The following is a 22618-nucleotide window of genomic DNA, read 5'->3' on the forward strand; positions in this document are numbered from 1 at the left end:
AATACGTTTAGCCTTTTGCGTTGTTCAGGGTGGTGACCAGGGTGCGTTTATCCAGCAGCGGCGAGAGGATTTCGCCCTCCGGCAGACCAGGGCCATATACCGCATTAAACGGAATAGCGTAGCGGTTTCGCTTCGCCAGAAAATCCGCGATAAAGACGGACGGCTGGCTCCAGTCACTGCGCAGCGCCACTACGTCCGGCTGACTCAGCGCGGCAATGATGTCTGGCTGATTCAGGACCCGATGCTCGTTAACTTTGCAGGTCACACACCAGTCCGCCGAAATATCCACAAACACCCGTTTCCCCTGAGAAAGCGCCTGCTGGATGGCGTCTTCACTCAGTGGCTGCCACGGGATGGTCTCAGCGATATGTTGCGCCGGAGCGTCCGGCGGCGAGGTAAACACTCCGCGCAGCTGATACCCGCCAAACGCCGACAGCGCGATGACCACGATCCAGAACAACGGCGAGGAGGTTTGCCCCTTCAACGCGAACAGCACCAGCGCGACAACAATCAGCACCAGCACCACGATCTGACTCACCATTGCCCCCAGATGCAGGCTCAGCAGCGTCGCCAGCCAGAGGCTGGAGGCCAGCATCATCAGGCCCAGGATCGCTTTAAGCGTGTTCATCCAGCGGCCAGGCTTCGGCAGCAGCATGGCCGTTTTGGGCACCAGGGCGACAAACAGCCACGGCAGGCTCATGCCCACGCCGAGCATCAGGAAGATGAGCCACAGGGCGTGCAGCGGCGCGCCAAGGGCAAAGGCAACTGCGGTACCGAGGAACGGTGCGGAGCACGGCGTGGCTAGCAGCGTAGCAAACATCCCTTCGCAGAAACTGCCGCCAAGCCCCGCCCCGCCTGCCGTAGCCAGTCGCCCGGTAGCGGCAGAAGGCAGCAGCATCTCAAACGTTCCAAACAGGTTCAGCGCAAAGAGGAAGGTCACGGTAACCATCAGCCCGATAAACCACGGGTTCTGGAACTGAATGCCCCAGCCCAGGGACGCCCCGGCCAGCTTCAGCCCGGTCACCATGGCGGCCAGCAGCATAAAGGAGGTGAGGATCCCGGCGCTGGTTGCCAGGAAGCGCAGCCTGATGACGCGTCTGTCCGAACCCGCCTGCAGAATACTGTTAAGCTTCATTCCCATCACCGGCAGCACGCACGGCATCAGGTTGAGGATCAGCCCGCCCAGCAGGGCAAAGAGCACCATTTTGCCCGTCCCGCCTGGGGCGGAAGGCTCGGCGGGCGTAGCGCCAACGGTCATCGTGGTTTGCTGTGCGTCACTGCCATTGGTCAGCACAAATGACAGCCTCTTGCCTTCCAGCGACGTGGGCTTATCGCCCCATTCGTCGGTGACGGGCACCGTGACCCGAAGCGTATTGCCATCGTGCTTAATGGCCGGCTCGCCGGGCAGAATATCCCCCTCCAGCGGGTCAAAGTAGATCCCCGGATTATCCCATTTCCCGTCGGTCGTTCCCGTCACCACCAGGTTGCCGTCAGAGAGCCAGGCGGACAGATCGGCGGAAACGCCAGACGTGCCCGGCACGGCCTGCATCGCGCGGTCAAAGGCGTGATGGAAACCGTCATCCACCGGCTGCGTAAAATCGAGGTGCAGCGGGTAGTCCGTCAGCAGACAAACGTTACTGCACGTGGAGAGCGTGAGCGTGCCGTCGAGCGTATCGCCCTTCACGCCGTCGAGCACGATGGGGATCGTGACCTTATCGTGATAGCCCTGCGTGGTCATACCGGAGATATCGAATCGCGACGGTACCGGCCAGGACCAGCTATCCGTAACGCCCTGCGGCCAGGTGATTTTTGGCGCGACGCCACCCTCGCCCGGCGACCGCCAGTAGGTTTTCCAGCCGGGCTTTAGCTCAACGGTGAGCAGGCCTGTAATGTGCGTTTGTTCCCTTTCCGCCTGAAAGCGGATGCGGGCGTGATCGTTTTGTGGGGAGACCAGCCAGCCGGTGTCCGCCGCATGGACAATTCCGATGCAGGACAGCCACAGGAAGACGAATCCCCTGAAGAGGTTAACCATGTTTTACTCCGTGAACAGTGAAAAATTATCGTGTGATGACGATGATTTTCATTCACGGAAAACGCAGTTTTTAAGGTGTATTCGGGGAGGCGGTGCCTGAACGGGCTGTTCCACGGGCGCAAATGCCCGCCCTTGCGTAAACAGCTGCAGCAGCGCGAAGAAGATAATAATGGCCGGTAGCGCGCCGTCGAAGAACAGCGGCTGCGCGCAAAGCAGGGAGTGCGCGCCTAGCTGACAGGGTGAAGGCCCAGACTCCCCGGCGTTGCTTTGCGACGGGGCGTCTGCACTCAGGGCGATCTGCGGCTCCAGTCCCTGTAAAAAATGGTTGAGCATGACCGCACGCTGCACGAGGCAAAGCGCCATCGCGAGACAGGTAACGATCAAAAGCCATTTTCCGAGGAGCTGACGGTTGCGCATAACATTCCAGAGTAACAAGACGCCCCGATCATAAACGATAGTGATGAATCTACAAGTACCGGAAGTGTAAGGTTTTGTCTGAGGCCGCTATTCGCCCGTCAGGGCATCATAGATATCCCGCAACCGCGTGCGCAGAAACAGCACCGCCTTGTGCTTGCGGGATAACAGCGCCTGTTCGCTGGCCCCCGTCTCCTCTGCCAGCATTTTAATGCTGTAGCCGTGAAGCTCGGTCTTTTCAAACACCTCGCGCTGCGGCGGCGGCAGTTCAGACAGGGCCTGCCCCAGCTCTTCCCACAGCAGCGTTTTGAGATACTCCTCTTCCGGCGTCTGCGGGACACCGAACAGGGTTTCGGCCAGCTCGTCCTCCGGGAAGCCCTCCTCCTCTTCATCCGTAAAATAGCCGGAGAGCGACACCTCGCGTTTCTTACGCGCCCGGTCGGTCATCTCGTTACGCGCCGCGCGGAACAGCCAGGCGGCGACGTTTTCGACCGGCTGCTCCACCTTCATCAGCTGATAGGTCACTTCCTGCAAAATGTCGTCTGCGTCGTCGCGCACGGACGTTCGTCCGCGAATAAAGGCCTTCAGCCGGGCGCGGCAGGCGTTGAGCGCCGACATCAACAGGGATCCGCCCACCTCTCCGGCTTTCATCTCGCTCACTCTGCGTCCGGCGCTTTTGGCGTAGCGTCATCGCGCTTATCGTCACGATGACCGTGCCAGCCGCAGTGGCCACGCCCGTGGCGACCAAAGCCTTCGCGGCGCTGCTGAATAAACGCCTCGCGCTGTTCGGGCGTCATGTTCATCCAGCGCTCGTGCATCCGGCGGTGTGCGCCAAACATGCCTGGACGGAAACCTAACCCGCCAAACAGAATGCGGCTCAGCACCAGAATGCCCAGCGCCTGCCAGAAACCAATGGCTTTCACGCCAAGGATTGCCGGGAGCAAGGCGTTCCACAGGGACATCACCAGCAGGCCGAGCACGATGAAAACCACCGCGCCGATGACTAAGCCCTTGCCCATACGGTGACGACCGAATCCGCGCCCGTGACCTCTGCCGTGCAGTTCAAAATCTCTCATGGTGTTTACCTCGTTTATCGTAACTGATTATGGCTTGTGATGAGGTAGACGGATGAGGGAGGGAAATATTGCTGAGGGGAATGAAATAATTTTTACGGATGCGCAATCGCAACGAGTGCCCGGCGGCGCTAACGCTTGCACGGGCCTACAGATTTCGTAGGCCGGGTAAGCGTCAGCGCCACCCGGCAGATTCAAAGAATTACGCCTGCACCGGCAACCTAAAACTCGAAATACTCCGTGAAAGCTGCTGCGCCTGCTCTTCCAGCGAGGCAGCCGCCGCAGCGGACTGCTGCACCAGCGCGGCGTTCTGCTGGGTCACGCCGTCCATTTCGGTCACCGCCTGCCCGACCTGGCTGATCCCACGGCTCTGCTCTTCCGAAGCCACGGAGATCTGCTCCATCAGCGTATTCACTTTGTTCACCGATGAAATAATCGAGTCAATCACCTCGCCCGAGCGGTTGACCAGCTCCGCACCGTTTTTCACGCTGGAAACCGACTGCGCAATCAGACTTTCAATGTCTTTGGCTGCCACCGCGCTTTTCTGCGCGAGGGTGCGTACTTCACTGGCCACTACCGCAAAACCGCGGCCCTGCGTACCGGCGCGCGCCGCTTCCACCGCTGCGTTCAGCGCCAGAATGTTGGTCTGGAAGGCAATGCTGTTAATCACGCTGGTAATGTCTTCGATGCGCTTCGAATTCGCCGCGATGGTATTCATCGTGTCGATCACCTCGCGGGTCACCGCTTCGCCGGTATGGGCATTGTGCACCGCATCCTGCACCAGTTTTCCGGCCTGATACACGTTATCGGTATTGTTCGCCACCGTCGCGCTCAGCTCTTCCATGCTTGCCGCCGTCTGGGTCAACGCGGAAGCCTGCTGCTCGGTACGTGATGCGAGGTCGATATTGCCGGAGGCAATCTCCTGCGCCGCGTGCGTCACGGTGTGGCTCGCATCGCGCACCTGAGCAATAGTGGCCAGCAGTGCCTGACGCATCTGCTCCATCGAGCCCATCAGGTGGTCGATTTCATTATGCGAACTCCCCTTCACCGGCACCGGAATGTCGAGCTTGCCCGCGGCGATCTGGCTGCAGTGCTCGCGCGCCAGGTTGACCGGCGCAAAGACGAAGCGCTTCATGAAGAGGCTGACGGCAACAATTACCAGCACAAACAGGCAGGCGATAACGGCAATCATCACCAGGCCGGAGACGAAATTACTGTTCGCGTCTTCGTTCAGGCTTTTGGCGTATTTCTGGTGGACGGAAAGGACCTGGTCGAGAACGATTTCGTACTGGCGGTCGAGGCGGGAAACTTCCGGGATTAGCGCGTTAAATTTAGCAACATCGTGTGCCTCAGCGGCATCGATCAGCGGCGCCAGCCCCTGGTTACGGTAGTTTTGCCAGGCATCCTGATAGGCACTCACCAGCGGCGCTTCATCCGTGAGTCGCGGCGAAGCCATAAAGGCCGCAAAGGCGTGGTCCGCTTTGGTCAGCGCCTCTTTCACGGCGGCAAGCTTCGCCGCCCCGTCTGCCGAGTTGCCCGCTTCCACCATCTTCACATACTCCATCACGCGAACGCGCAGCGTACGGCTATGGTTGATGGGGTCAATAATCGACAGCACAACCTGGATCTCTTTGTTGACGTTATCCAGGGAATTATTACTTTTAATGATGAGGCCAACGCTGGTGACGGTGCTGACCACAAAGAACAAAAGCAGTGAGAACAGGACAATCAGGGATGACTTTTTCAACGACATAAACCAATACCTCAAGGAGAATTATTCCTTATGGTTATCGGCGCATCCAAAACTTAAATTAATTAAAGTTATTGATGTATCGAACGAGGCTATACCGCTGACTTATAGCGCCGCTGCAGGGTGGCATTGAGCTTGCGCTGCAACGGCTGCGGCGTCTCCCCTTCGATCAATTTGCCAATCAGATCAAAGCAATGCCACGCCAGCTGGCGATTGTCCTGGCGAATGGTATCCACCGGGATCGTCAGCGAATCGTAGAGATAGTGATCGTCAAAGCTGGCTAATCTGATATCACTTTGCATCAGGTTATGTTGACCCATATAGCGCAGTACCCCTTCCAGCAGCCCGCAGGCGGCGGTGAACAGGGCTTTCGGTGGGCGTCCCAGACGGGCGCAGAGTTCGGCGAACATTTCGTAGCCGGAGCTCGGGTGGTAGTTGCCGTGAATGATCCACTCGGGGCGCAATTCCACACCGGCCGCTCGCAGACCTTGCTTAAACCCTTCCAGACGGTCGCGAGTCGGAGAAAGGCGCGGCTGTCCGCCCAGAAAATAGAATTCATCCGGATGCTGGCGGGCAATATCCGCCACCAGTTCCGTCGTTGGGGTGATGGAATCGGTGATCACCAGCGGCAACGTGCTGTCGTTCATATGGCGATCAAAAAGCACCACGGGCAGTTGCTCGCTGAGTTTCAGGTAGTCCGCATCATTAAGCATGCTGGAGGCGACAATCAGTCCGTCGACCTGACGCGCCACCATGTTATTGACGACCACCGTCTCCTGCCCCGGATTTTCATCGCTACAGGAGATCAGCAGTTGGACACCCGCCTCGCGGCACAGCGTTTCCAGCTCGTGAGAAAAGACGGCAAAGCCGTAGTTGGTGATCTCCGGCACCACCAGACCAATGGTGTGGCTACGGTTATCGCGTAGTGACCGGGCGTGAATGCTGGGCTGATAGTGGTGCTCTTTCGCAATCGCCAGCACGCGTTCACGCGTCTCTTCCGCCACGCGAAGCTCTTTGCTGCGCCCGTTCAGGACCAGGCTGGCGGTGGCTTTTGACACACCCGCCAGCTCCGCGATGTCTTTAATGGTGACGCGTTTTGTTTTTCTCACAACGACTTAGATCCGGCTGCCAAAACCCTCATTCTATCATGCAGGCGCGCAGCGACCAGTAGCGTAATGTGATATCGGACGCACCTTCGAAGCGCACCCAGGCCGGATGGTCAGGAAAATAGCGGCTGCTCATCACCCCTTCGCCATGATTGATGAAAATTTCAACGCTGGAGCGGTCGCACAGGACGCGTAAATGGTGGACGTCCCCCTGCCAATAGCGGGTCAACGTCTCACCAGTTTTCAGGCTCGCGCGTTCCAGCCGCACGCCCTGCTCATCAACCGTGAGGCGCAGCGCGCCCGCAAAATCGACGTTCACCTGCGAGGCGCTTAACTCAAACTCCAGTCGCGCGGCATCCAGAACGGGCGCATCGCTGGCACGTCCCTGCCAGTGCTGCTCCTCTTCACGCAGCGCCGCCAGCTCACGCACCGGAGTCTGCCAGAGCTTGCCGTCGCGATACTGCAATTCGCGCGGGCAGGTCATCTGGTGCATCCAGCCGTGCGACCGCGTCGGCTGAAGCATCTCTTCCCCGTCCGGTACGCCCATCCAGCCAATCAGAATGCGTCGTCCATCTTCCGCCAGCGTCGTTTGCGGGGCGTAAAACTCAAAGCCCGCGTCAAGCTCGTGCAGCTCGCCGTGCGCAAACGTGCCGCGTTCATAGCTAAACGCCCCACTCATCCAGGCGGCCGGATAGGTGTTGAGATAGCGATACGGCTCGCGCGCCAGCCCCTGCGGACAGCAAATCAACACGTGCGTACCGTCGAGCGCGAACAGGTCCGGGCACTCCCACATATAACCTGCGTCCTTCAGGCCGTTGACCCCGTGACCAGCGATTTCACCGCAGGAAGCCCAGGCATGTAAATCAGCGGATTTAAACAGCAGCACTTTGCCGCGCTTTTGCAGATCCTGCGCGCCCAGCACCATGTACCACAGCCCGTCGTGTTGCCACACTTTCGGGTCACGCACGTGACCGGTGTAGCCCCCCGGCAGCGCCAGCACCGGCCCCTGCTTTTTAAAGGTGCCGTCCGGCTGTTCCTCGGCCAGGCACTGCCAGGCGGTACGGCTGCCGTCATCGAACTTCACGTTGCCGGTATAGCACAGCGTCAGCACGCCCTGGTTATCCACGGCGCTACCGGAGTAGCAGCCGTTGCGGTCATACTCTTCGTCGGGCATCAGCGCCAGCGGCTCATGCTGCCAGTGGACCAGGTCCGCAGAACTCCAGTGCCCCCAGCATTTAAAACGATGCTCACAGTCCAGCGGATTCCACTGATAGAACAGATGGTAGCGACCGGCAAACCAGATAAACCCGTTGGGATCGTTCATCAGCCCCGTCACCGGCGCGGCGTGCCATTGCGGATAATGGCTGTCAGCCTGCGCGCGCGGCTGCCCTTTCATAACGGCCTGCAGAATCGCAGGCCAGCGGGAAGGTAACGTCATTATTCAGAGTCCGTTTTATATTTCAGCAGCAGCGAGACGGTAAACGCCACGCCGAAGGCAATCACCATGCCGATAATATAGTTGAGCAGCGAGCTGGCCTGCACGATGGCCATACCCGGAATGGCGGTCAACCCGACGGCAGTCATGTAGACATGCACAGAGACCACCCAGGCGCCCCCCACCGCGCCACCAATCAACGCGGCAATAAACGGCTTAACGAAACGCAGGTTGATACCAAAAATGGCCGCCTCGGTGATGCCCAGCATCGCAGAGAACGCCGACGGTAACGTAATGGCTTTGATTTTGGCATCGTTGGTTTTGAACCACACCGCCAGACAGGCTCCGCCCTGCGCCACGTTCGCCATGGCCCAGATCGGCAGCAGGAAGTTCACGCCAATCGACGGGTTGCCCAGCAGCCCCGCTTCAATCGCATGGAAGCTGTGGTGAATACCGGTGATCACAATCACCGAATACAGTCCGCCAAACAGCAGCCCGGCCAGCCAGCCCGCGTGGGCGATAAGCGTGCTCAGGATAAAGGAGATACCATCCCCTAAGGCGCGTCCCGCCGGACCAATAATCAGCAAGGCGATAAAGCCAGAGATCACAACGGTGAGGAACGGCGTCAGGATCAGGTCCAGCGCATCCGGAATCACGCGGCGCAGGTTTTTCTCCACGATGCTCATAAACCAGACGGCCAGCAGCACCGGAAATACCGTGCCCTGGTAGCCAATCATCGCGATCTCCAGGCCGAAGAAGTTCATGGTGTGGAAACCGGACGCCACGCCCCAGGCGTTAGTCAGCGCCGGATGGGTCAGGATGCCGCCCAGCGTCGCGCCCAGGTACGGGTTACCTCCAAACTCCCTCGCGGCGGTAAAGCCGATCAGGATCGGCAGAATGATAAACGCCGCCGAACTGCACATGTCCAGCATGATATAGATAGCGTTGTCCGCATTGACCCAGCCGTAGGTTTTCACCATGCCGAGCAGGCCCATCAGCAGGCCGGACGCCACAATCGCGGGAATGATCGGCACAAAGATATTGGAGAGCAGACGCGCAATGCGCTGGAACGGGTTCAGCTTGCGCGCCGCCAGGTCCGCCGCCTCAGACTTGCTGGACTCGCTAATCCCCGCCGCCTGAATAAACGCGGCGTAGACTTTATTCACCACGCCCGTACCAAAAATCACCTGCATCTGCCCGGCGTTACGGAAACAGCCTTTAACGCCGTCGACCTTGCCGATCGCCTGCTGATCGGCCAGCGCGTCATCAACCAGCACCAGACGAAGACGCGTTGCGCAGTGCGCCGCGCTGGCGATATTTTCCTTGCCACCCAGCAGCGGAATAAGCTCGCGGGCGATTTGATTAAAATCCATAGATACCTCTGCCTGACTTCTTTTTTATGATGTGCGAAACGCCCCCGCCAGGCGGGAGCGTGATGGGTTAAAACCAGGTTTCCATCTGGACCCCAAAGTTCCATTCCCCGCCGGCGTTGAAACCGCTGCTGCCAAAGGCATCATCGGTGGCGTAATTATCCAGTTTGCTGCTCCAGTCCATCCAGGTGGCGAACAGGCGAAGCTCCGGGCGGCTGAAGAAATCGCCGATTTTGCTCGCTTTTAACGTCGGAGCAAAGGTCAGCTTGTAGAAACTGCCGTTGACGGCGTTTCGGTCTTTATAACCTTCCGGGTTTAAGTCCATGTACTGATAGCTTCCCTCAAACGCCAGCGCGAAATTCTGGGTCACCTCTTTAATCAGGCGGGTGTTGAGCGTGACCCACTCATAGCTGTCGCCTTTGACGTAGCGATCTTTACTGCTCTGCGCCAGGATGGCAGGCGCAATGCTCCAGCCACCGCCAATTGGCGTGACACCGTAACTTGCAAAGCGCCAGGTATCCGCCTCGGACAGCAGTGCGCCATCCGAGCCGATGCTTTTCACTTCCGCCCCCAGCCCGTGACCATACAGCAGCGCGGTTTTGGCCGTCCCCTCCCGCAGGCCGTAGAAGCTCTCGTTGTGCAAGCCCACCAGGGCATGAACGCCCGTGTTAGCGGCATCCGTTTTGATGAGATCGCCGTTCGCGTCTTTACGATCGTCATTATCTTTAGCCCGCAGGCCGCTCACCATCAGCTGGAGCGGCCCGGCGAAGTGGTTCATGCTGAGGATATAGTTCTGAACGTTATTGTCGGTTTGCTCCACGCTGCCGAAGTTGCGTCCATAGAGGGAGAAGTTACTGCGCAGCGAATCGTTCCATTTCACGTCGTAGACGCCACCACCGGTACCGGCCAGGAACACCACGTCGGAATCCAGCCAGTGAATATCAAAGTTATCGCGGTCGAAGCGTTTACCTGCCCAGAATGTACTGCCCTTCAGCGCGCCGGTGAAATCAGGGAGATTGCCCAGCTCCGCAAAGGCCTGACGAATATTGAGATCGCTGGTATCAGCTGACCAGTCGTTATAGGTTCTCTGGCCGTCGGCCAGCATCGCTTTAAAGCGCGTCGTCGCCCCGTTATCCAGGGTCTGTTTGTGCTCCAGGTTCAGCTCAACGTAGGTGTCGGCTTCATTACCCAGACGCCCTACTGCACCACCGGTTTCGCCGGCTGGGGTCAGATACGGACCGCTTTTGCTGCTGGAGGCCGCGTCATTCATCAGCAGGCCGGAACGAGCGTAGCCGTGGAACTCAAACCCGCTGCTTTGATCCGCTTTCTTCTCCAGCGCAGTGGTGCGCTGCGCCACCGCCTGGGTTGTCGACTGCGTCTGCTGCTGCGCGGCAACGAGCTGCTGCGTTTTTTGTTCTGCTTCCGTGGCGCGTTTCTCCGCCCTCTGCGCGCGCGTCTCTGCGTCCTGAAGGCGTTGTTCCATTGCGGCAAGCCGCGCTTCGATACTTGTCATATCCGTTTGGGCAAAAACAGAGGTACTTCCGGCCAGCATGCCTATCATCACGGCAAGTCTGCGTTTTTTATACATTTTGTCGCATCCCTCAAAGAAGTCATTAAACGTGCTAAATTGCTAAACCGGTTTAGGTTGCTGATACTAAACTGGTGAATTTTGGATCGGCAATCTTTTTTGCTAAACCGTTTTAGTAAGTGTGATCGGGGCGACAATTCAGGCCGTCGACCAACGGCCTGTAAAGGGAGCAATTACAGCTCGTGCTGCCAGGGCAAGGCGGTCATCGCCCCTTTCGCGGTGGTGGCTAGCGCGCCGCAGCGCTGGGCTAAGGTGATGGCGGGAACCAGTTCAAGACCGGCGGCCAGCCCGTAGAGCAGACCGGCGACGAAGGCATCCCCCGCGCCGGTGGTATCTACACACTTAACCGGGGTTGCCGGATAGTGGTTCACGGTGCCTTCATGCCAGGCAATAACGCCCTCTTTACCCTGCGTGACGAGCACCCGCCGCGCCGGACAGCGGCGCATGAGTGCAGCCAGACCGGCGTGCACCTGCTCCTCACCGGTTAAAAATGCCAGTTCCTCGACGGAGAGTTTCACCACATCAGCACGTTGCAGCGCCTCTTCAAGGCTGCGTCGAAGTGCGGTTTCATCCGGCCAGAGATCCGGGCGTATATTGGGGTCAAAACTGACGTAACCGCCCGCCTTCCTGATGGCATCCATCGCCTGAAAGGCCGCACTGCGGCTGGGTTCAGCGCTTAGCGCGATGGAGCAGACGTGCAGCCATTCACCCTGGCTGAAGGTAGGCAGATCGGCAGGTTCCAGAAACAGATCGGCGCTCGGGCGCACCATAAAGGTAAACGAACGTTCGCCCTGTTCGTCGAGATCGACCACCACCGTTGAGGTGCGGTGTGCCGGGTCAAGGCGCATCCACTGCACATCGACCCGCTCGTCAGCCAGTGTGTGAGCCATAAAGCGCCCGAAAGGATCGTCTCCAACTCTGCCGATAAACGCGCTACGCCCCCCCAGGCGGGCAATACCGACCGCAACGTTTGCCGGGGCGCCACCCGGACATTGCAGTAATCTCCCTTCTCCATCAGGCAGCAGATCCACCACCGCATCACCCAGTACCCAGATTTTTTCCATGTGAACCTCGAAGCTAAACTATGTTAAACCGTTTTAGCTATTTAAGCACAGGCAGGACGACGGGGAAATAACGCGAGTGGAAAATTGCCTTAACGCACCAGGTGCGGCCAGTGAATATCTCCGACGCCGTTAAGCAGCGGGCGGGCAAACAGGAAGCCCTGGAAGCGGCGGATCCCGGCAGATTCGAGCCAGCACCACTCCTCTATTTTCTCGATACCTTCCGCCACCAGGGTGATTTCGAGATCGGAGCAGCAGCTAATAATCGAGCGTACAATCGCCTGTTTCGGACCGCTCAGGTGAATATCGCTGATAATCTCCCGGTCAATCTTAATTTTATCCGGCTGGAAGCGCGTCAGCAGAGAGAGACCGGCATAGCCGGAACCAAAATCATCAATCGCCATGCCAACCCCCTCACCGCGAAGTTGTTTAATGGCGCTGTTGAACTGATTCAGTCCGGATATCATCTCGTTTTCAGTGATTTCCAGCACCACCTGCTCTGGCTGAAGCCCGTGTTTTTTAATCTCACCGACCAGAAATTCCACTGCGCCAGGGACATTCACCAGCGACATCGGCAACAGGTTGACCGCAATTTTGTGGCTGCCAATCCCCAGCTTTTCCGCCAGCGCAAAGGCATAGGCTTTCGTCTGGAGATCGACCTGATAGAGGGTGTCCGGGTCAAGGGCGCGGAAGAACTGGTCCGGACTGCCGCCGTCATTGCTGCGGATAAGAGCTTCAAGGGAGCTGATCTTGCCTTCCGAAGGCTCAACAATCGGTTGAAGCGCAAATTGACAGGTTTGCGCGGCAATCAGGCCCAGAGACTCGCCAAAGGGTAAGGTTTCGGGTTCGAGCGCCCACTTTGCCGGATCGTAACGTCCACCCGACGGGTTCGGACGCTTATCTGTAATAAACGTCTGAATAAATTTGAATACGCGGTCATCGGAGGCCAGGTAACTGTCGAGTTTGCTGTAACGCAGCACCGATTGCAGCACCTCTTTCGGCGACTGCGTCTGAAGATCGAACAGCAGCATCCCGACGTTTTCAAATCGTCTGCGCGGGCCATAATCCCGCATCAGTTCAACCACTCCGCTGTGCCGCTTGTCATCACGGATTTTATTGAACAGCCTGACCACGCCCTCTTCGGAACCTTCAAGAATTTGCAGTACGTCATCCCCTTTAGAGAGGAGCACACCGGTTATATTCAGCTTCGCGTTACGGCGTCTGGCGCGCTCCACCACCTCCCGGAGTTCGGTTGACGGGTGGGATAAATTCAACTGGCTTCGGTAAATGAGAGTCGTCAGCACAAAACGGGTTCCGATGAGAGAGGTGCCTTGAAGGTATTATTTAACATACTTAATCATTGCGACCTAACATATTCACACAACAGAAGAACGTTACTTTTTCTCATCCCCGATTCGGCTGTTGATCCTCTCCTCCATGTAGCCGTAGAACGGGTTTGAGGTGACCCGCATAAGCGCCTCTTTCCCGACGCTCAATACAGACGTTTCCCCCCAGAGCGCTATCGTCCCCAGGCTAATGCCGTAGCGGTTTTTCACGTCAGGCTCCCGGCCATAGAGATCGTCATCCTGCGGGAACGGCACCGCAACGTGCGACAGGGAATAGACATCCTGCGGCCAGGACTGCCCAAGCGGCACGACCGTCTCGTGAGTGCTTCCTGCCGGCGTGATTTTCGCTACCGTTGAGAAACTGTGTTCATTCGCATTGGTAATAACCGTGACAGTGTAACGTCGTTCAACAGTAGGCAGCAGCGCTGAGGTGGCCGTCCAGGACGAGGGCTTGAACAGCGGACGGAAGCTCGCCGCCTGGTTGATATCAAATACCACCAGCTCGCTGCCATTTGCCGGAAGCTGATCAAACAAGCCGCTCACCACCGCGCGGGTGCTGACGGTGGAATCCATCACCGACTGGAATGCCAGAACCGGCGGCAGCGTTGCCAACCTGTTTTCCCGCGCCTCCCGGCCAATCTGCTCCTGCAGCGCCTTCGTCAACAGCCACGACTGGCGGGCGGCGTTCACCGGGAACGAGTTGTATTTATACGGGTTATATTCCGGGGAAATATTCAGCCACGCCGCTTTGGCAAACGCCGGGAGCAGCGCCGGTAACCCGGCGAAACCGGCGAATCGCGCGAATGCCGTCACGCCGATCATCGGCGACAGCAGCACCAGCTGCTGCGGCTTACGCAGCGATGGCGCGTCAAGTGCATCGAGGGCATATTTCATCGCCAGCGCCCCGCCGTTGGAATAGCCCACCAGATGCAGGGGCACATTTTCTCCCGCCAGACGCGTCGCTTCCCGAACGGCAAGGCGCGTCGCCGCCAGCCACATCTCCCAGTCAACGTCCGTCAGCGCGCCAGGCGCGGTGCCGTGTCCGGGCAGGCGCGGAACCACGGCCACAAAGCCGTGGGCCTGATAATTCTGAGCAAGATGTCTGACGCTATAGGGTGAATCCGTCAGTCCATGAAGCAACACCACCGCGCCGCGCGGCTTTCCGGCTGGCATGAGTACAAAAGAGCGGTTGGCATCCGGTGAAAACTGACCCGGCCAGACCAGGCTCTGGCGGTAATAGCGGTTTAGCGGCGTTTGTTCCTCATGCTCTGTTTTTGCCGTCACCGCGGTATTAAGATCGGCGAAAATGGCATTTTCGCGGGCAACATACCCGGCAAAGTCGGCGCCATCGAGCTCGCGTACGGACATCTCATCTGCCCGCCAGGTATGCCAGAGATGCAGTTCAGGCCCCTGCTGCGAGAGATAGACCCGCACTGCCAGCAGGACGACCAGTACGATCCCCACCACCATCGCTATTTTCTTAACAAGCACCATCAGATGCTCGCTGACTCGCCAGGGCCAATTCGCCATGCCGGGATCCCTTTCATGTCTACTGTGTTTCTATCTTATCAAAAATGTGAACGGGCTGACGTATTCACCAAATTCATACGTGCAGATTCTGTCACTGCACCAAAAGTGAACTACGCTGCACAAATGTTGATCATCCGTTAACTAAATATTGCATGAAGTTTACAGCAGAGCAGGCATTCCCTCGCCTGTGTTCCTGGCACGCGTCATGCATTGTTAACGAGGTAACACAAGATCGGCTTTTGACAGCGTGTTAACAGCGAGGCGGTATGACGACAAAACCTGAGATGTTGAGCCGTATCGAAACGATGTTTAGCCAGTTCACGCCCAGCGAAAAACGGGTCGGAAGCTGGTTGCTTGCCCACGCCGCGCAGATACCGTTTGAAACGGCTGAAAGCGTCGGTCAGGCGAGCGGGACGAGCGGGATCACCGTGGGACGCTTCCTGCGCAAGCTGGGCTACCGCAACCTGGAGGATGTCAAAAAGAGCCTGCGCGATCCGTATCAGCCCTGGGGTATGAACGAACGTCTGGACTCCTGGCAACAGCAGCGCCCCCTGCCCAACCGCCTTCAGCACGCCCTGTCGCTGGAAGTGGATGCCATCACGCAGGTGTATCAGCTCGCGCAAACGGACGTCTTCCGCCAGGTCGTACACAACCTGGCCCATGCGGATGCGGTGTTTGTGCTGGGGATCCAGTCCACCCGCGGGATCGCCAACGCCTTCTTCAGCCACCTTGAGTACCTGCGCCCGCGCGTGAGCTATTCGGAGGGGGCATCCGGAAGCTGGGTGGAATCCCTCAACTCGGGGTTTTCGCACCCTTATGTCGTGCTGACCGATACGCGCGCCTACTCCGCGATGGCCCGCCAGTACTGCCGCGTCGCGAGCGAAAAAGGCATTCCGCTGGCCTTAATCACCGACATCTGGTGCCCGTGGGCGCGGGATTATCCGATGGACTTACTGCAGGTGAAAACCGATACCGGTCATTTCTGGGATTCACTTGCCCCCGTGAGCTGTTTGTTCAACCTGCTGCTGTCGGGCGTGGTGGAAGCGTTGGGTGATGCGCTCCCGGCACGTCTGGCGGTAAACCGGCAATTACAACAAGAGTTTGGTCAATTCGAACGCTAAAGGAGCGGAGCTATGCCCGAAGAGAGTGAACTGATTGATGTGGCGAAGACATTTCCCACGCTGCATATCGATCTGAAGTACGCCACTGCCGACAACATCACCGGTCGCCCGATCTACCAAGAGGCGCTGTGCCTGCTGCATACCGACGCCGCCACCGCGCTGGCAAAAGCCATCAGCATTGCCACGCTGGCCGGGCTGAAGCTGGTGGTGTACGACGCCTACCGACCGCAGCAGGCGCAGGCCCAGCTGTGGGATGCCTGCCCGAACCCGGAATATGTGGTCGACGTGGCGATTGGCTCCAATCATAGTCGCGGCACGGCCATCGACGTCACGCTGATGGACGAACACAATACCGTGCTGGATATGGGCGCCGGTTTTGACGAAATGCACGACCGCTCGCATCCGTATCACCCTTCCGTACCGCCGCACGCCCAGCGCAACCGTCTGCTGCTGAATGCCATCATGTTCGGTGGCGGTTTTGTCGGTATCAGCAGCGAATGGTGGCACTTTGAACTGCCGAACGCCGCCAGCTACCCGCTGCTTGATGACCGTTTTGCCTGTTTTCCCCTGACGCACACCCCTCTTTAAACCTGGAGCACTGCCATGAAAACATCGCTTCTCACGACCCTGATCGCCGCCACGCTGGTAATGAACGCTCCGCTGGCGCTGGCTGCCGTACCGAAAGACATGCTGGTGATTGGTAAAGCCGCCGACCCGCAAACGCTCGACCCTGCCATCACCATTGATAACAACGACTGGACCGTCACCTATCCGTCCTATCAGCGTCTGGTCAAGTACAAGCCAGGCTCTACCGAGGTGGAAGGCGATCTCTCGACAGGCTGGAAAGCATCCGACGACCAGAAAGAGTGGACCTTTACCCTGGCGGATAACGCGAAATTCTCCGACGGCACGCCGGTCACCGCCGAAGCGGTAAAACGCTCTTTTGAACGCCTGCTGAAGCTCGGCCAGGGGCCGTCTGAAGCCTTCCCGAAAGATCTGAAAATTGATGCGGTAGATGACCATACGGTGAAATTCACCCTCAGCCAGCCTTTTGCCCCCTTCCTTTACACGCTTGCAAATGACGGGGCATCCATCATTAACCCGGCAGTGCTGAAGGCAAATGCCGCGGACGATGCGCGCGGTTTCCTGGCGCAAAACACCTCCGGTTCCGGGCCGTTTATGCTCAAAAGCTGGCAGAAAGGCCAGCAGCTGGTGCTGGTGCCTAACCCACACTGGCAGGGTGAAAAACCGCACTTTAAGCGCGTATCGGTAAAAATTATCGGAGAGAGCGCCTCCCGCCGCCTGCAGCTTTCCCGCGGCGATCTGGACATTGCCGACTCCCTGCCGGTCGATCAGCTCTCGGCCCTGAAGCAGGAAGGAAAAGTCGCCGTCGCGGAATACCCGTCCCTGCGCGTGACCTATCTCTACCTCAACAACAGCAAAGCGCCGCTCAATCAGGTGGATTTACGTCGAGCCATTTCATGGGCGACGGACTACCAGGGCATGGTGAAGGGCATTCTGAGCGGCAACGGCAAGCAGATGCGCGGCCCGATCCCGGAAGGCATGTGGGGCTTTGACGCCACGGCAATGCAGTACAGCTATGATGAGGCCAAAGCGAAAGCGGCGCTGGAGAAGGTCAAAGACAAGCCCGCCAGCCTGACCTTCCTTTACTCGGATAACGATCCGAACTGGGAACCTATCGCCCTCTCAACCCAGGCCAGCCTCGGCAAGATCGGCATTAACGTCAAGCTGGAGAAACTGGCGAACGCCACCATGCGCGACCGCGTCGGTAAAGGCGATTACGACATTGCAATCGGTAACTGGAGCCCGGACTTTGCCGACCCCTATATGTTCATGAACTACTGGTTCGAATCAGACAAAAAAGGGCTGCCGGGCAACCGTTCATTCTATGAAAACAAAGAGGTCGACTCGCTGCTGCAGGCCGCGCTGAAAACCACCGATCAGGCAGAACGCACCAAAGATTACCAGCAGGCGCAAAAAGTGGTGATTGACGAGGCGGCCTACGTTTATCTGTTCCAGAAGAACTATCAGCTGGCGATGAACAAAGAGGTTAAAGGCTTCACCTTTAATCCGATGCTTGAGCAGGTGTTCAACATCGCCACCATGAGTAAATAACGAATTCGCCGGGGGAAAGTGTATGACGTTCTGGAGCATTGTGCGCCAGCGCTGCTGGGGATTACTCCTGGTGGTGGCCGGTGTCTGTATCATTACCTTTATTATTTCACACATGATCCCCGGCGATCCGGCCCGTCTGCTGGCCGGAGACCGTGCCAGCGACGACATCGTGCAAAACATCCGCCAGCAACTGGGGCTGGATCAGCCGCTGTATATCCAGTTTGGTCGCTACGTCGATGCTCTCGCCCATGGCGATCTCGGCACGTCCATTCGTACCGGACGTCCGGTTGCACAAGACCTGAAGGCCTTTTTCCCTGCCACGCTGGAGCTGGCCTTTTGCTCCCTGCTACTGGCGCTGGTCATCGGCGTGCCGTTGGGGATTTTGTCGGCGGTCTATCGCAACCGCTGGCTGGATCATCTGGTGCGATTAATGGCGATGACCGGCATTTCCACACCAGCCTTCTGGCTCGGTCTGGGCGTTATTGTGCTTTTCTACGGGCACCTGCAGATCCTGCCGGGCGGCGGCAGACTGGACGACTGGCTCGATCCGCCGACGCACGTCACCGGGTTTTACCTGCTGGATGCCCTGCTGGAGGGCAACGTCGAGGTCTTTCTCAATGCGCTTCAGCATCTGATTTTACCCTCGCTGACGCTGGCGTTTGTTCACCTGGGCATCGTGGCGCGTCAGGTGCGTTCTGCGATGCTGGAGCAGCTTAGCGAGGACTACATTCGCACGGCGCGCGCCAGCGGCCTGCCTGGCTGGTATATCGTCCTGCGTTACGCTCTGCCCAATGCGATGATCCCGTCGATTACCGTGCTCGGGCTGGCGCTGGGCGATTTGCTGTACGGTGCAGTACTGACCGAAACCGTCTTTGCCTGGCCGGGGATGGGTGCCTGGGTGGTGACGTCCATTCAGGCGCTCGATTTCCCTGCCGTGATGGGCTTCGCTGTCGTCGTCTCTCTGGCCTACGTATTGGTGAATCTGGTGGTCGATCTGCTTTATCTGTGGATTGACCCGCGAATTGGGCGCGGAGGTGCCGAATGATGTTAACGCAAGAAACGCCCGTCCCGGTTAAAACTGCAAGACAACGTATCAACTGGGCAAAACTGTTCTGGATGCTGCGTCAAAGCCCACTCACGATGGTGGGCGGCGTGATTATGATTGCGATGCTCCTGGTGATGGTGACCTCACCGTGGATTGTGCCGCACGACCCGAACGCGCTGGATCTGACCGCCCGTCTGCAGGCACCGTCCGCACAACACTGGTTTGGTACCGATGAAGTGGGACGCGATCTGTTCAGTCGCGTCCTGGCAGGCAGCCAGCAGTCGATCGCCGCCGGGCTGGCGGTGGTGGTGATTGCAGGCGGCATTGGCTCGCTGCTGGGCTGTTTGTCCGGCGTACTGGGTGGGCGCGGTGACGCCATCATCATGCGGGTGATGGACATCATGCTCTCTATACCCTCTCTGGTGCTGACCATGGCGCTGGCTGCCGCGCTCGGCCCGAGCCTGTTTAACGCCATGCTGGCGATCGCCATTGTCCGCATTCCGTTTTACGTCCGTCTGGCGCGCGGCCAGACGCTGGTGGTCCGCCAGTTTACCTACGTGCAGGCCGCCCGCACGTTTGGCGCATCGCGCTGGCATTTGATCCGCTGGCATATTCTGCGCAATGCCCTGCCGCCGCTGATTGTGCAGGCTTCGCTGGACATTGGTAGCGCTATTCTGATGGCCGCGACGCTGGGGTTTATTGGCCTGGGTGCACAGCAGCCGACCGCCGAATGGGGGGCGATGGTGGCCGTTGGCCGTAACTACGTTCTCGACCAGTGGTGGTATTGCGCCTTTCCCGGTGCGGCCATTTTGATTACCGCCGTGGGTTTTAACCTGTTCGGTGACGGTATCCGCGACCTGCTGGATCCAAAGTCAGGAGGGAAACAGTCATGACCGAATCGGTATTACGCATTGAAGACCTGCACCTGAGCTTCCCGATTTTTCGCGGTGAGGTCCACGCGCTGAATAACGTCTCGCTGGAGATCAAAAGGGGTGAGATCGTCGGCGTGGTGGGCGAATCGGGATCGGGGAAATCCGTGACCGCAATGCTCGCCATGCGGCTGCTGCCGGAAGGCAGCTACCGGATCCATCAGGGCCAGGTGATGCTACTGGGTGAAAATGTCCTCGCGGCATCTGAGAAACAGCTCCGCCAGTGGCGCGGCGCCAGAGTGGCGATGATTTTTCAGGAGCCGATGACCGCCCTCAATCCGACGCGACAGATTGGCAAACAGATGGTGGAGGTGATCCGCCAGCATCGACCACTTTCCCGGCGGGAGGCGCAACAAAAGGCGATTACCCTGCTGGAAGAGATGCAAATCCCGGACGCGCACCAGGTGATGGCGCGTTATCCGTTCGAACTCTCCGGCGGCATGCGCCAGCGGGTGATGATCGCCCTTGCCTTCTCCTGCGAGCCGGAGCTGATCATTGCCGACGAACCGACCACCGCACTGGACGTTACCGTCCAGCTGCAGGTGCTGCGCTTGCTGAAGCATAAGGCGCGGGCCAGCGGCACCTCTGTACTGTTTATCAGCCATGATATGGCCGTGGTATCCCAGCTCTGCGACAGAATGTATGTGATGTATGCCGGTAGCGTGATAGAGAGCGGCGCCACGCAAACGCTGATCCATGCCCCTGTTCATCCCTACTCCATTGGCCTGCTGAAGTGTGCGCCGGAGAACGGTCAGCCGCGCGATCTGCTTCCGGCCATCCCCGGCACCGTCCCCAACCTCAGCCAGCTTCCGCAGGGATGCGCATTCCGCGATCGCTGCTTTGCCGCCGGGGCGAAATGCAGCGAAACCCCGCGCTTACACCCCCATGGCGCAGTAGGCCAACAGGCCGCCTGCTGGTATCCGCAACAGGAGAAACCCCATGTCTGATGTGCTGCTGGAACTGGATAGCGTGCACGTAAACTTTGCGGCACGTAAAAACTGGCTGGGCCGCGTCACCGAGCAGGTGCATGCGCTCAACGGACTCGATCTGCAGATCCGCCGGGGAGAAACGCTGGGCATTGTCGGGGAATCCGGCTGCGGTAAAAGCACGCTGGCCCAGCTACTGATGGGCATGCTTAAGCCCAGCACCGGGGCATACCAGCGGGTAAACCACGCGGGCGGCATGCAGATGGTGTTTCAGGACCCGCTCTCGTCGCTCGATCCGCGCTTGCCGGTCTGGCGCATCATCACCGAGCCGGTGTGGGTGCAAAAACGCAGCCCCGAACGGGAACGCCGACAGATGGCGGAAAACCTGGCGTTGCAGGTTGGCATTCGTCCGGAATATCTCGACCGGCTACCGCACGCCTTTTCCGGCGGCCAGCGCCAGCGCATCGCCATCGCCCGGGCTCTCTCGTCCGATCCGGACATCATCGTGCTCGACGAACCGACCAGCGCGCTGGATATCTCCGTGCAGGCGCAAATCCTCAATCTGCTGGTGACCCTGCAACAGCAGCGTAATCTGACTTATGTGTTAATTTCGCATAACGTCTCGGTGGTCCGACACATGAGTGACCGCGTGGCGGTAATGTACCTCGGGCAGATTGTGGAGCTGGGCAGCGCCGCCCAGGTGCTGGGGGAACCGCACCATCCTTATACCCGTCTGTTGCTCGATTCGGTTCCCCGCACCGGTGAACCGCTGGACGAAACGCTGGCGTTACGCAAAACGGAGCTTCCCGGAAACCGTCACCTGCCCAAAGGCTGCTTTTTCCGCGACCGTTGCCCGCTGGCCACGCAGGGGTGTGAAGATCCCCAGGCTTTACAGCCCTCTCACGAGGGCCGTCACGTTCGCTGCTGGCGCAATCTGGGTTAGATTTGCGCCATCCCGCCGTCCACAAACAGCTCGGTGGCGTTAATAAAGCTGGCCGCATCGGAGGCCAGGAACGCCACCGCTTTCCCTACTTCACCCGGCGCGCCTAAACGTCCGAGCGGGACCTGCGCGGCCAGCGCATCGTACAGCCCCTGACGGTGTTCTTCCGGCACCAAATCACCGAGCCCCGGGGTTTTGATTGGGCCCGGACTCACCACGTTGACGCGGATCCCGCGGCCCTGCAAATCCAGCGCCCAGGAGCGGGCAAAGTTGCGAACGGCGGCCTTACTGGCGCTGTAGACGCTAAAGTTTGCCGTCCCCTTAATGGAGACCGTCGAGCCGGTCAGAATAATCGACGATCCGGCGGATAACAGCGGCAGCGCCTTCTGCACCGTAAAGAGCACGCCGCGGACATTAGTACCGAAAATACGGTCAAACTGCTCTTCGGTGATCGCGCCCAGCGGCAGCATATCGCCGCCCCCCGCATTGGCGAACAGGATATCCAGACGGCCTTCCTCTTTTGCAATCCGGGCATAAACCTCATCCAGATCGCCGAGTTTAGAGACATCCGCACGAATGCCCACTGCCGTTGAAGCAATTTCAGCCACCGCCGCGTCCAGCTCGGCCTGACGACGTCCGGTGATGTACACCTTCGCACCCTGAGCCGCCATCTCCTGCGCCGTGGCAAGACCAATACCGGTGCTGCCGCCGGTTACCAGTGCAATTTTTCCTGAAAGAGTCGTGTTCATGTCATTTACCTTTTGTTGGGTTTGATTTGCGCGCTTTCGCTCGCGTTGAACAAACTTTAGCCCTTGC

At 58.7% G+C, this 22618-nt stretch carries 20 protein-coding genes; 7 read left to right on the plus strand and 13 right to left on the minus strand.

The window, feature by feature from the left end; genetic code table 11:
* Positions 1 to 7 precede the first annotated feature (7 nt).
* The 12 genes from L383_RS16605 to L383_RS16550 form a co-directional block, all read right to left on the minus strand.
* Positions 8 to 2032 (minus strand): protein-disulfide reductase DsbD family protein, encoded by a 2025-nt coding sequence (locus L383_RS16605; protein WP_023330451.1) that lies wholly within the window; start codon positions 2030 to 2032, stop codon positions 8 to 10.
* A gap of 48 nt (positions 2033 to 2080) precedes the next feature.
* Positions 2081 to 2449 (minus strand): hypothetical protein, encoded by a 369-nt coding sequence (locus L383_RS16600; protein ID WP_014883880.1) that lies wholly within the window; start codon positions 2447 to 2449, stop codon positions 2081 to 2083.
* Positions 2450 to 2536: 87 nt separating this feature from the next.
* Positions 2537 to 3097 (minus strand): RNA polymerase sigma factor, encoded by a 561-nt coding sequence (locus tag L383_RS16595; RefSeq protein ID WP_014883881.1) that lies wholly within the window; start codon positions 3095 to 3097, stop codon positions 2537 to 2539.
* Between the two features lie 5 nt (positions 3098 to 3102).
* Complete coding sequence (locus L383_RS16590) at positions 3103 to 3522, minus strand: hypothetical protein (RefSeq protein ID WP_023330452.1); 420 nt, start codon at positions 3520 to 3522, stop codon at positions 3103 to 3105.
* A 199-nt stretch (positions 3523 to 3721) separates the two neighbouring features.
* Complete coding sequence (locus L383_RS16585) at positions 3722 to 5272, minus strand: methyl-accepting chemotaxis protein (protein WP_023330453.1); 1551 nt, start codon at positions 5270 to 5272, stop codon at positions 3722 to 3724.
* Between the two features lie 89 nt (positions 5273 to 5361).
* Positions 5362 to 6378, minus strand: a complete 1017-nt coding sequence (locus tag L383_RS16580; RefSeq protein ID WP_014883884.1) for a LacI family DNA-binding transcriptional regulator — start codon at positions 6376 to 6378, stop codon at positions 5362 to 5364.
* 28 nt (positions 6379 to 6406) lie between these two features.
* Complete coding sequence (locus tag L383_RS16575; RefSeq protein WP_023330454.1) at positions 6407 to 7813, minus strand: sucrose-6-phosphate hydrolase; 1407 nt, start codon at positions 7811 to 7813, stop codon at positions 6407 to 6409.
* A complete protein-coding gene (locus L383_RS16570; RefSeq protein ID WP_014883886.1) occupies positions 7813 to 9183 on the minus strand; it encodes a sucrose-specific PTS transporter subunit IIBC in 1371 nt (456 codons plus the stop codon). Before L383_RS16570 ends, L383_RS16575 begins: the two co-directional genes overlap by 1 nt.
* 67 nt (positions 9184 to 9250) lie before the next feature.
* Positions 9251 to 10768 (minus strand): carbohydrate porin, encoded by a 1518-nt coding sequence (locus L383_RS16565; RefSeq protein WP_014883887.1) that lies wholly within the window; start codon positions 10766 to 10768, stop codon positions 9251 to 9253.
* A 173-nt stretch (positions 10769 to 10941) separates the two neighbouring features.
* Positions 10942 to 11832, minus strand: a complete 891-nt coding sequence (locus tag L383_RS16560) for an aminoimidazole riboside kinase (RefSeq protein ID WP_014883888.1) — start codon at positions 11830 to 11832, stop codon at positions 10942 to 10944.
* Between the two features lie 89 nt (positions 11833 to 11921).
* Positions 11922 to 13133, minus strand: a complete 1212-nt coding sequence (locus L383_RS16555) for a diguanylate phosphodiesterase (protein ID WP_023330455.1) — start codon at positions 13131 to 13133, stop codon at positions 11922 to 11924.
* Between the two features lie 90 nt (positions 13134 to 13223).
* Positions 13224 to 14705 (minus strand): alpha/beta hydrolase, encoded by a 1482-nt coding sequence (locus L383_RS16550; RefSeq protein ID WP_023330456.1) that lies wholly within the window; start codon positions 14703 to 14705, stop codon positions 13224 to 13226.
* A gap of 266 nt (positions 14706 to 14971) precedes the next feature.
* Between L383_RS16550 and L383_RS16545 the strand changes: the two genes are divergently transcribed.
* Genes L383_RS16545 through L383_RS16515 form a run of 7 tightly spaced genes read left to right on the plus strand, consistent with a single transcriptional unit; the run spans position 14972 to position 21805 of the window.
* Entirely contained in the window at positions 14972 to 15826 is an 855-nt protein-coding gene (locus L383_RS16545; protein WP_014883891.1) for a MurR/RpiR family transcriptional regulator, read from the plus strand.
* A gap of 12 nt (positions 15827 to 15838) precedes the next feature.
* Positions 15839 to 16414, plus strand: a complete 576-nt coding sequence (gene ddpX / locus L383_RS16540; protein ID WP_014883892.1) for a D-alanyl-D-alanine dipeptidase — start codon at positions 15839 to 15841, stop codon at positions 16412 to 16414.
* A gap of 15 nt (positions 16415 to 16429) precedes the next feature.
* Complete coding sequence (locus L383_RS16535) at positions 16430 to 17962, plus strand: ABC transporter substrate-binding protein (RefSeq protein ID WP_023330457.1); 1533 nt, start codon at positions 16430 to 16432, stop codon at positions 17960 to 17962.
* A 22-nt stretch (positions 17963 to 17984) separates the two neighbouring features.
* Complete coding sequence (locus L383_RS16530; RefSeq protein ID WP_014883894.1) at positions 17985 to 19007, plus strand: ABC transporter permease; 1023 nt, start codon at positions 17985 to 17987, stop codon at positions 19005 to 19007.
* Complete coding sequence (ddpC, locus tag L383_RS16525) at positions 19004 to 19900, plus strand: D,D-dipeptide ABC transporter permease (RefSeq protein ID WP_023330458.1); 897 nt, start codon at positions 19004 to 19006, stop codon at positions 19898 to 19900. The genes L383_RS16530 and ddpC overlap by 4 nt, the downstream gene beginning before the upstream one ends.
* Positions 19897 to 20883 carry an ABC transporter ATP-binding protein gene (locus tag L383_RS16520; protein ID WP_023330459.1) on the plus strand — a complete coding sequence of 329 codons (987 nt, stop codon included), beginning with the start codon at positions 19897 to 19899 and terminating at the stop codon, positions 20881 to 20883. Before ddpC ends, L383_RS16520 begins: the two co-directional genes overlap by 4 nt.
* Complete coding sequence (locus tag L383_RS16515; protein ID WP_023330460.1) at positions 20876 to 21805, plus strand: oligopeptide/dipeptide ABC transporter ATP-binding protein; 930 nt, start codon at positions 20876 to 20878, stop codon at positions 21803 to 21805. Before L383_RS16520 ends, L383_RS16515 begins: the two co-directional genes overlap by 8 nt.
* Here the strand turns inward: L383_RS16515 and L383_RS16510 are convergent.
* On the minus strand, positions 21802 to 22551 hold the full coding sequence (locus L383_RS16510) for an SDR family NAD(P)-dependent oxidoreductase (protein WP_023330461.1): 750 nt from the start codon (positions 22549 to 22551) through the stop codon (positions 21802 to 21804). The two genes, L383_RS16515 and L383_RS16510, sit on opposite strands and share 4 nt — an antisense overlap.
* Between the last annotated feature and the right edge of the window lie 67 nt (positions 22552 to 22618).

It is taken from the genome of Enterobacter sp. MGH 37 (assembly GCF_000534515.1).
Lineage (GTDB): Bacteria > Pseudomonadota > Gammaproteobacteria > Enterobacterales > Enterobacteriaceae > Enterobacter > Enterobacter kobei.

What these genes read in the sequence shown, in the direction of transcription:
- L383_RS16605 (WP_023330451.1), bottom strand. Translation starts at nt 2,032, where the DNA reads ATGGTTAACCTCTTCAGGGGATTCGTCTTCCTGTGGCTGTCCTGCATC.
- L383_RS16600 (WP_014883880.1), bottom strand. Translation starts at nt 2,449, where the DNA reads ATGCGCAACCGTCAGCTCCTCGGAAAATGGCTTTTGATCGTTACCTGT.
- L383_RS16595 (WP_014883881.1), bottom strand. Translation starts at nt 3,097, where the DNA reads ATGAAAGCCGGAGAGGTGGGCGGATCCCTGTTGATGTCGGCGCTCAAC.
- L383_RS16590 (WP_023330452.1), bottom strand. Translation starts at nt 3,522, where the DNA reads ATGAGAGATTTTGAACTGCACGGCAGAGGTCACGGGCGCGGATTCGGT.
- L383_RS16585 (WP_023330453.1), bottom strand. Translation starts at nt 5,272, where the DNA reads ATGTCGTTGAAAAAGTCATCCCTGATTGTCCTGTTCTCACTGCTTTTG.
- L383_RS16575 (WP_023330454.1), bottom strand. Translation starts at nt 7,813, where the DNA reads ATGACGTTACCTTCCCGCTGGCCTGCGATTCTGCAGGCCGTTATGAAA.
- L383_RS16570 (WP_014883886.1), bottom strand. Translation starts at nt 9,183, where the DNA reads ATGGATTTTAATCAAATCGCCCGCGAGCTTATTCCGCTGCTGGGTGGC.
- L383_RS16565 (WP_014883887.1), bottom strand. Translation starts at nt 10,768, where the DNA reads ATGTATAAAAAACGCAGACTTGCCGTGATGATAGGCATGCTGGCCGGA.
- L383_RS16560 (WP_014883888.1), bottom strand. Translation starts at nt 11,832, where the DNA reads ATGGAAAAAATCTGGGTACTGGGTGATGCGGTGGTGGATCTGCTGCCT.
- L383_RS16550 (WP_023330456.1), bottom strand. Translation starts at nt 14,705, where the DNA reads ATGGCGAATTGGCCCTGGCGAGTCAGCGAGCATCTGATGGTGCTTGTT.
- L383_RS16545 (WP_014883891.1), top strand. Translation starts at nt 14,972, where the DNA reads ATGACGACAAAACCTGAGATGTTGAGCCGTATCGAAACGATGTTTAGC.
- ddpX (WP_014883892.1), top strand. Translation starts at nt 15,839, where the DNA reads ATGCCCGAAGAGAGTGAACTGATTGATGTGGCGAAGACATTTCCCACG.
- L383_RS16535 (WP_023330457.1), top strand. Translation starts at nt 16,430, where the DNA reads ATGAAAACATCGCTTCTCACGACCCTGATCGCCGCCACGCTGGTAATG.
- L383_RS16530 (WP_014883894.1), top strand. Translation starts at nt 17,985, where the DNA reads ATGACGTTCTGGAGCATTGTGCGCCAGCGCTGCTGGGGATTACTCCTG.
- ddpC (WP_023330458.1), top strand. Translation starts at nt 19,004, where the DNA reads ATGATGTTAACGCAAGAAACGCCCGTCCCGGTTAAAACTGCAAGACAA.
- L383_RS16520 (WP_023330459.1), top strand. Translation starts at nt 19,897, where the DNA reads ATGACCGAATCGGTATTACGCATTGAAGACCTGCACCTGAGCTTCCCG.
- L383_RS16515 (WP_023330460.1), top strand. Translation starts at nt 20,876, where the DNA reads ATGTCTGATGTGCTGCTGGAACTGGATAGCGTGCACGTAAACTTTGCG.
- L383_RS16510 (WP_023330461.1), bottom strand. Translation starts at nt 22,551, where the DNA reads ATGAACACGACTCTTTCAGGAAAAATTGCACTGGTAACCGGCGGCAGC.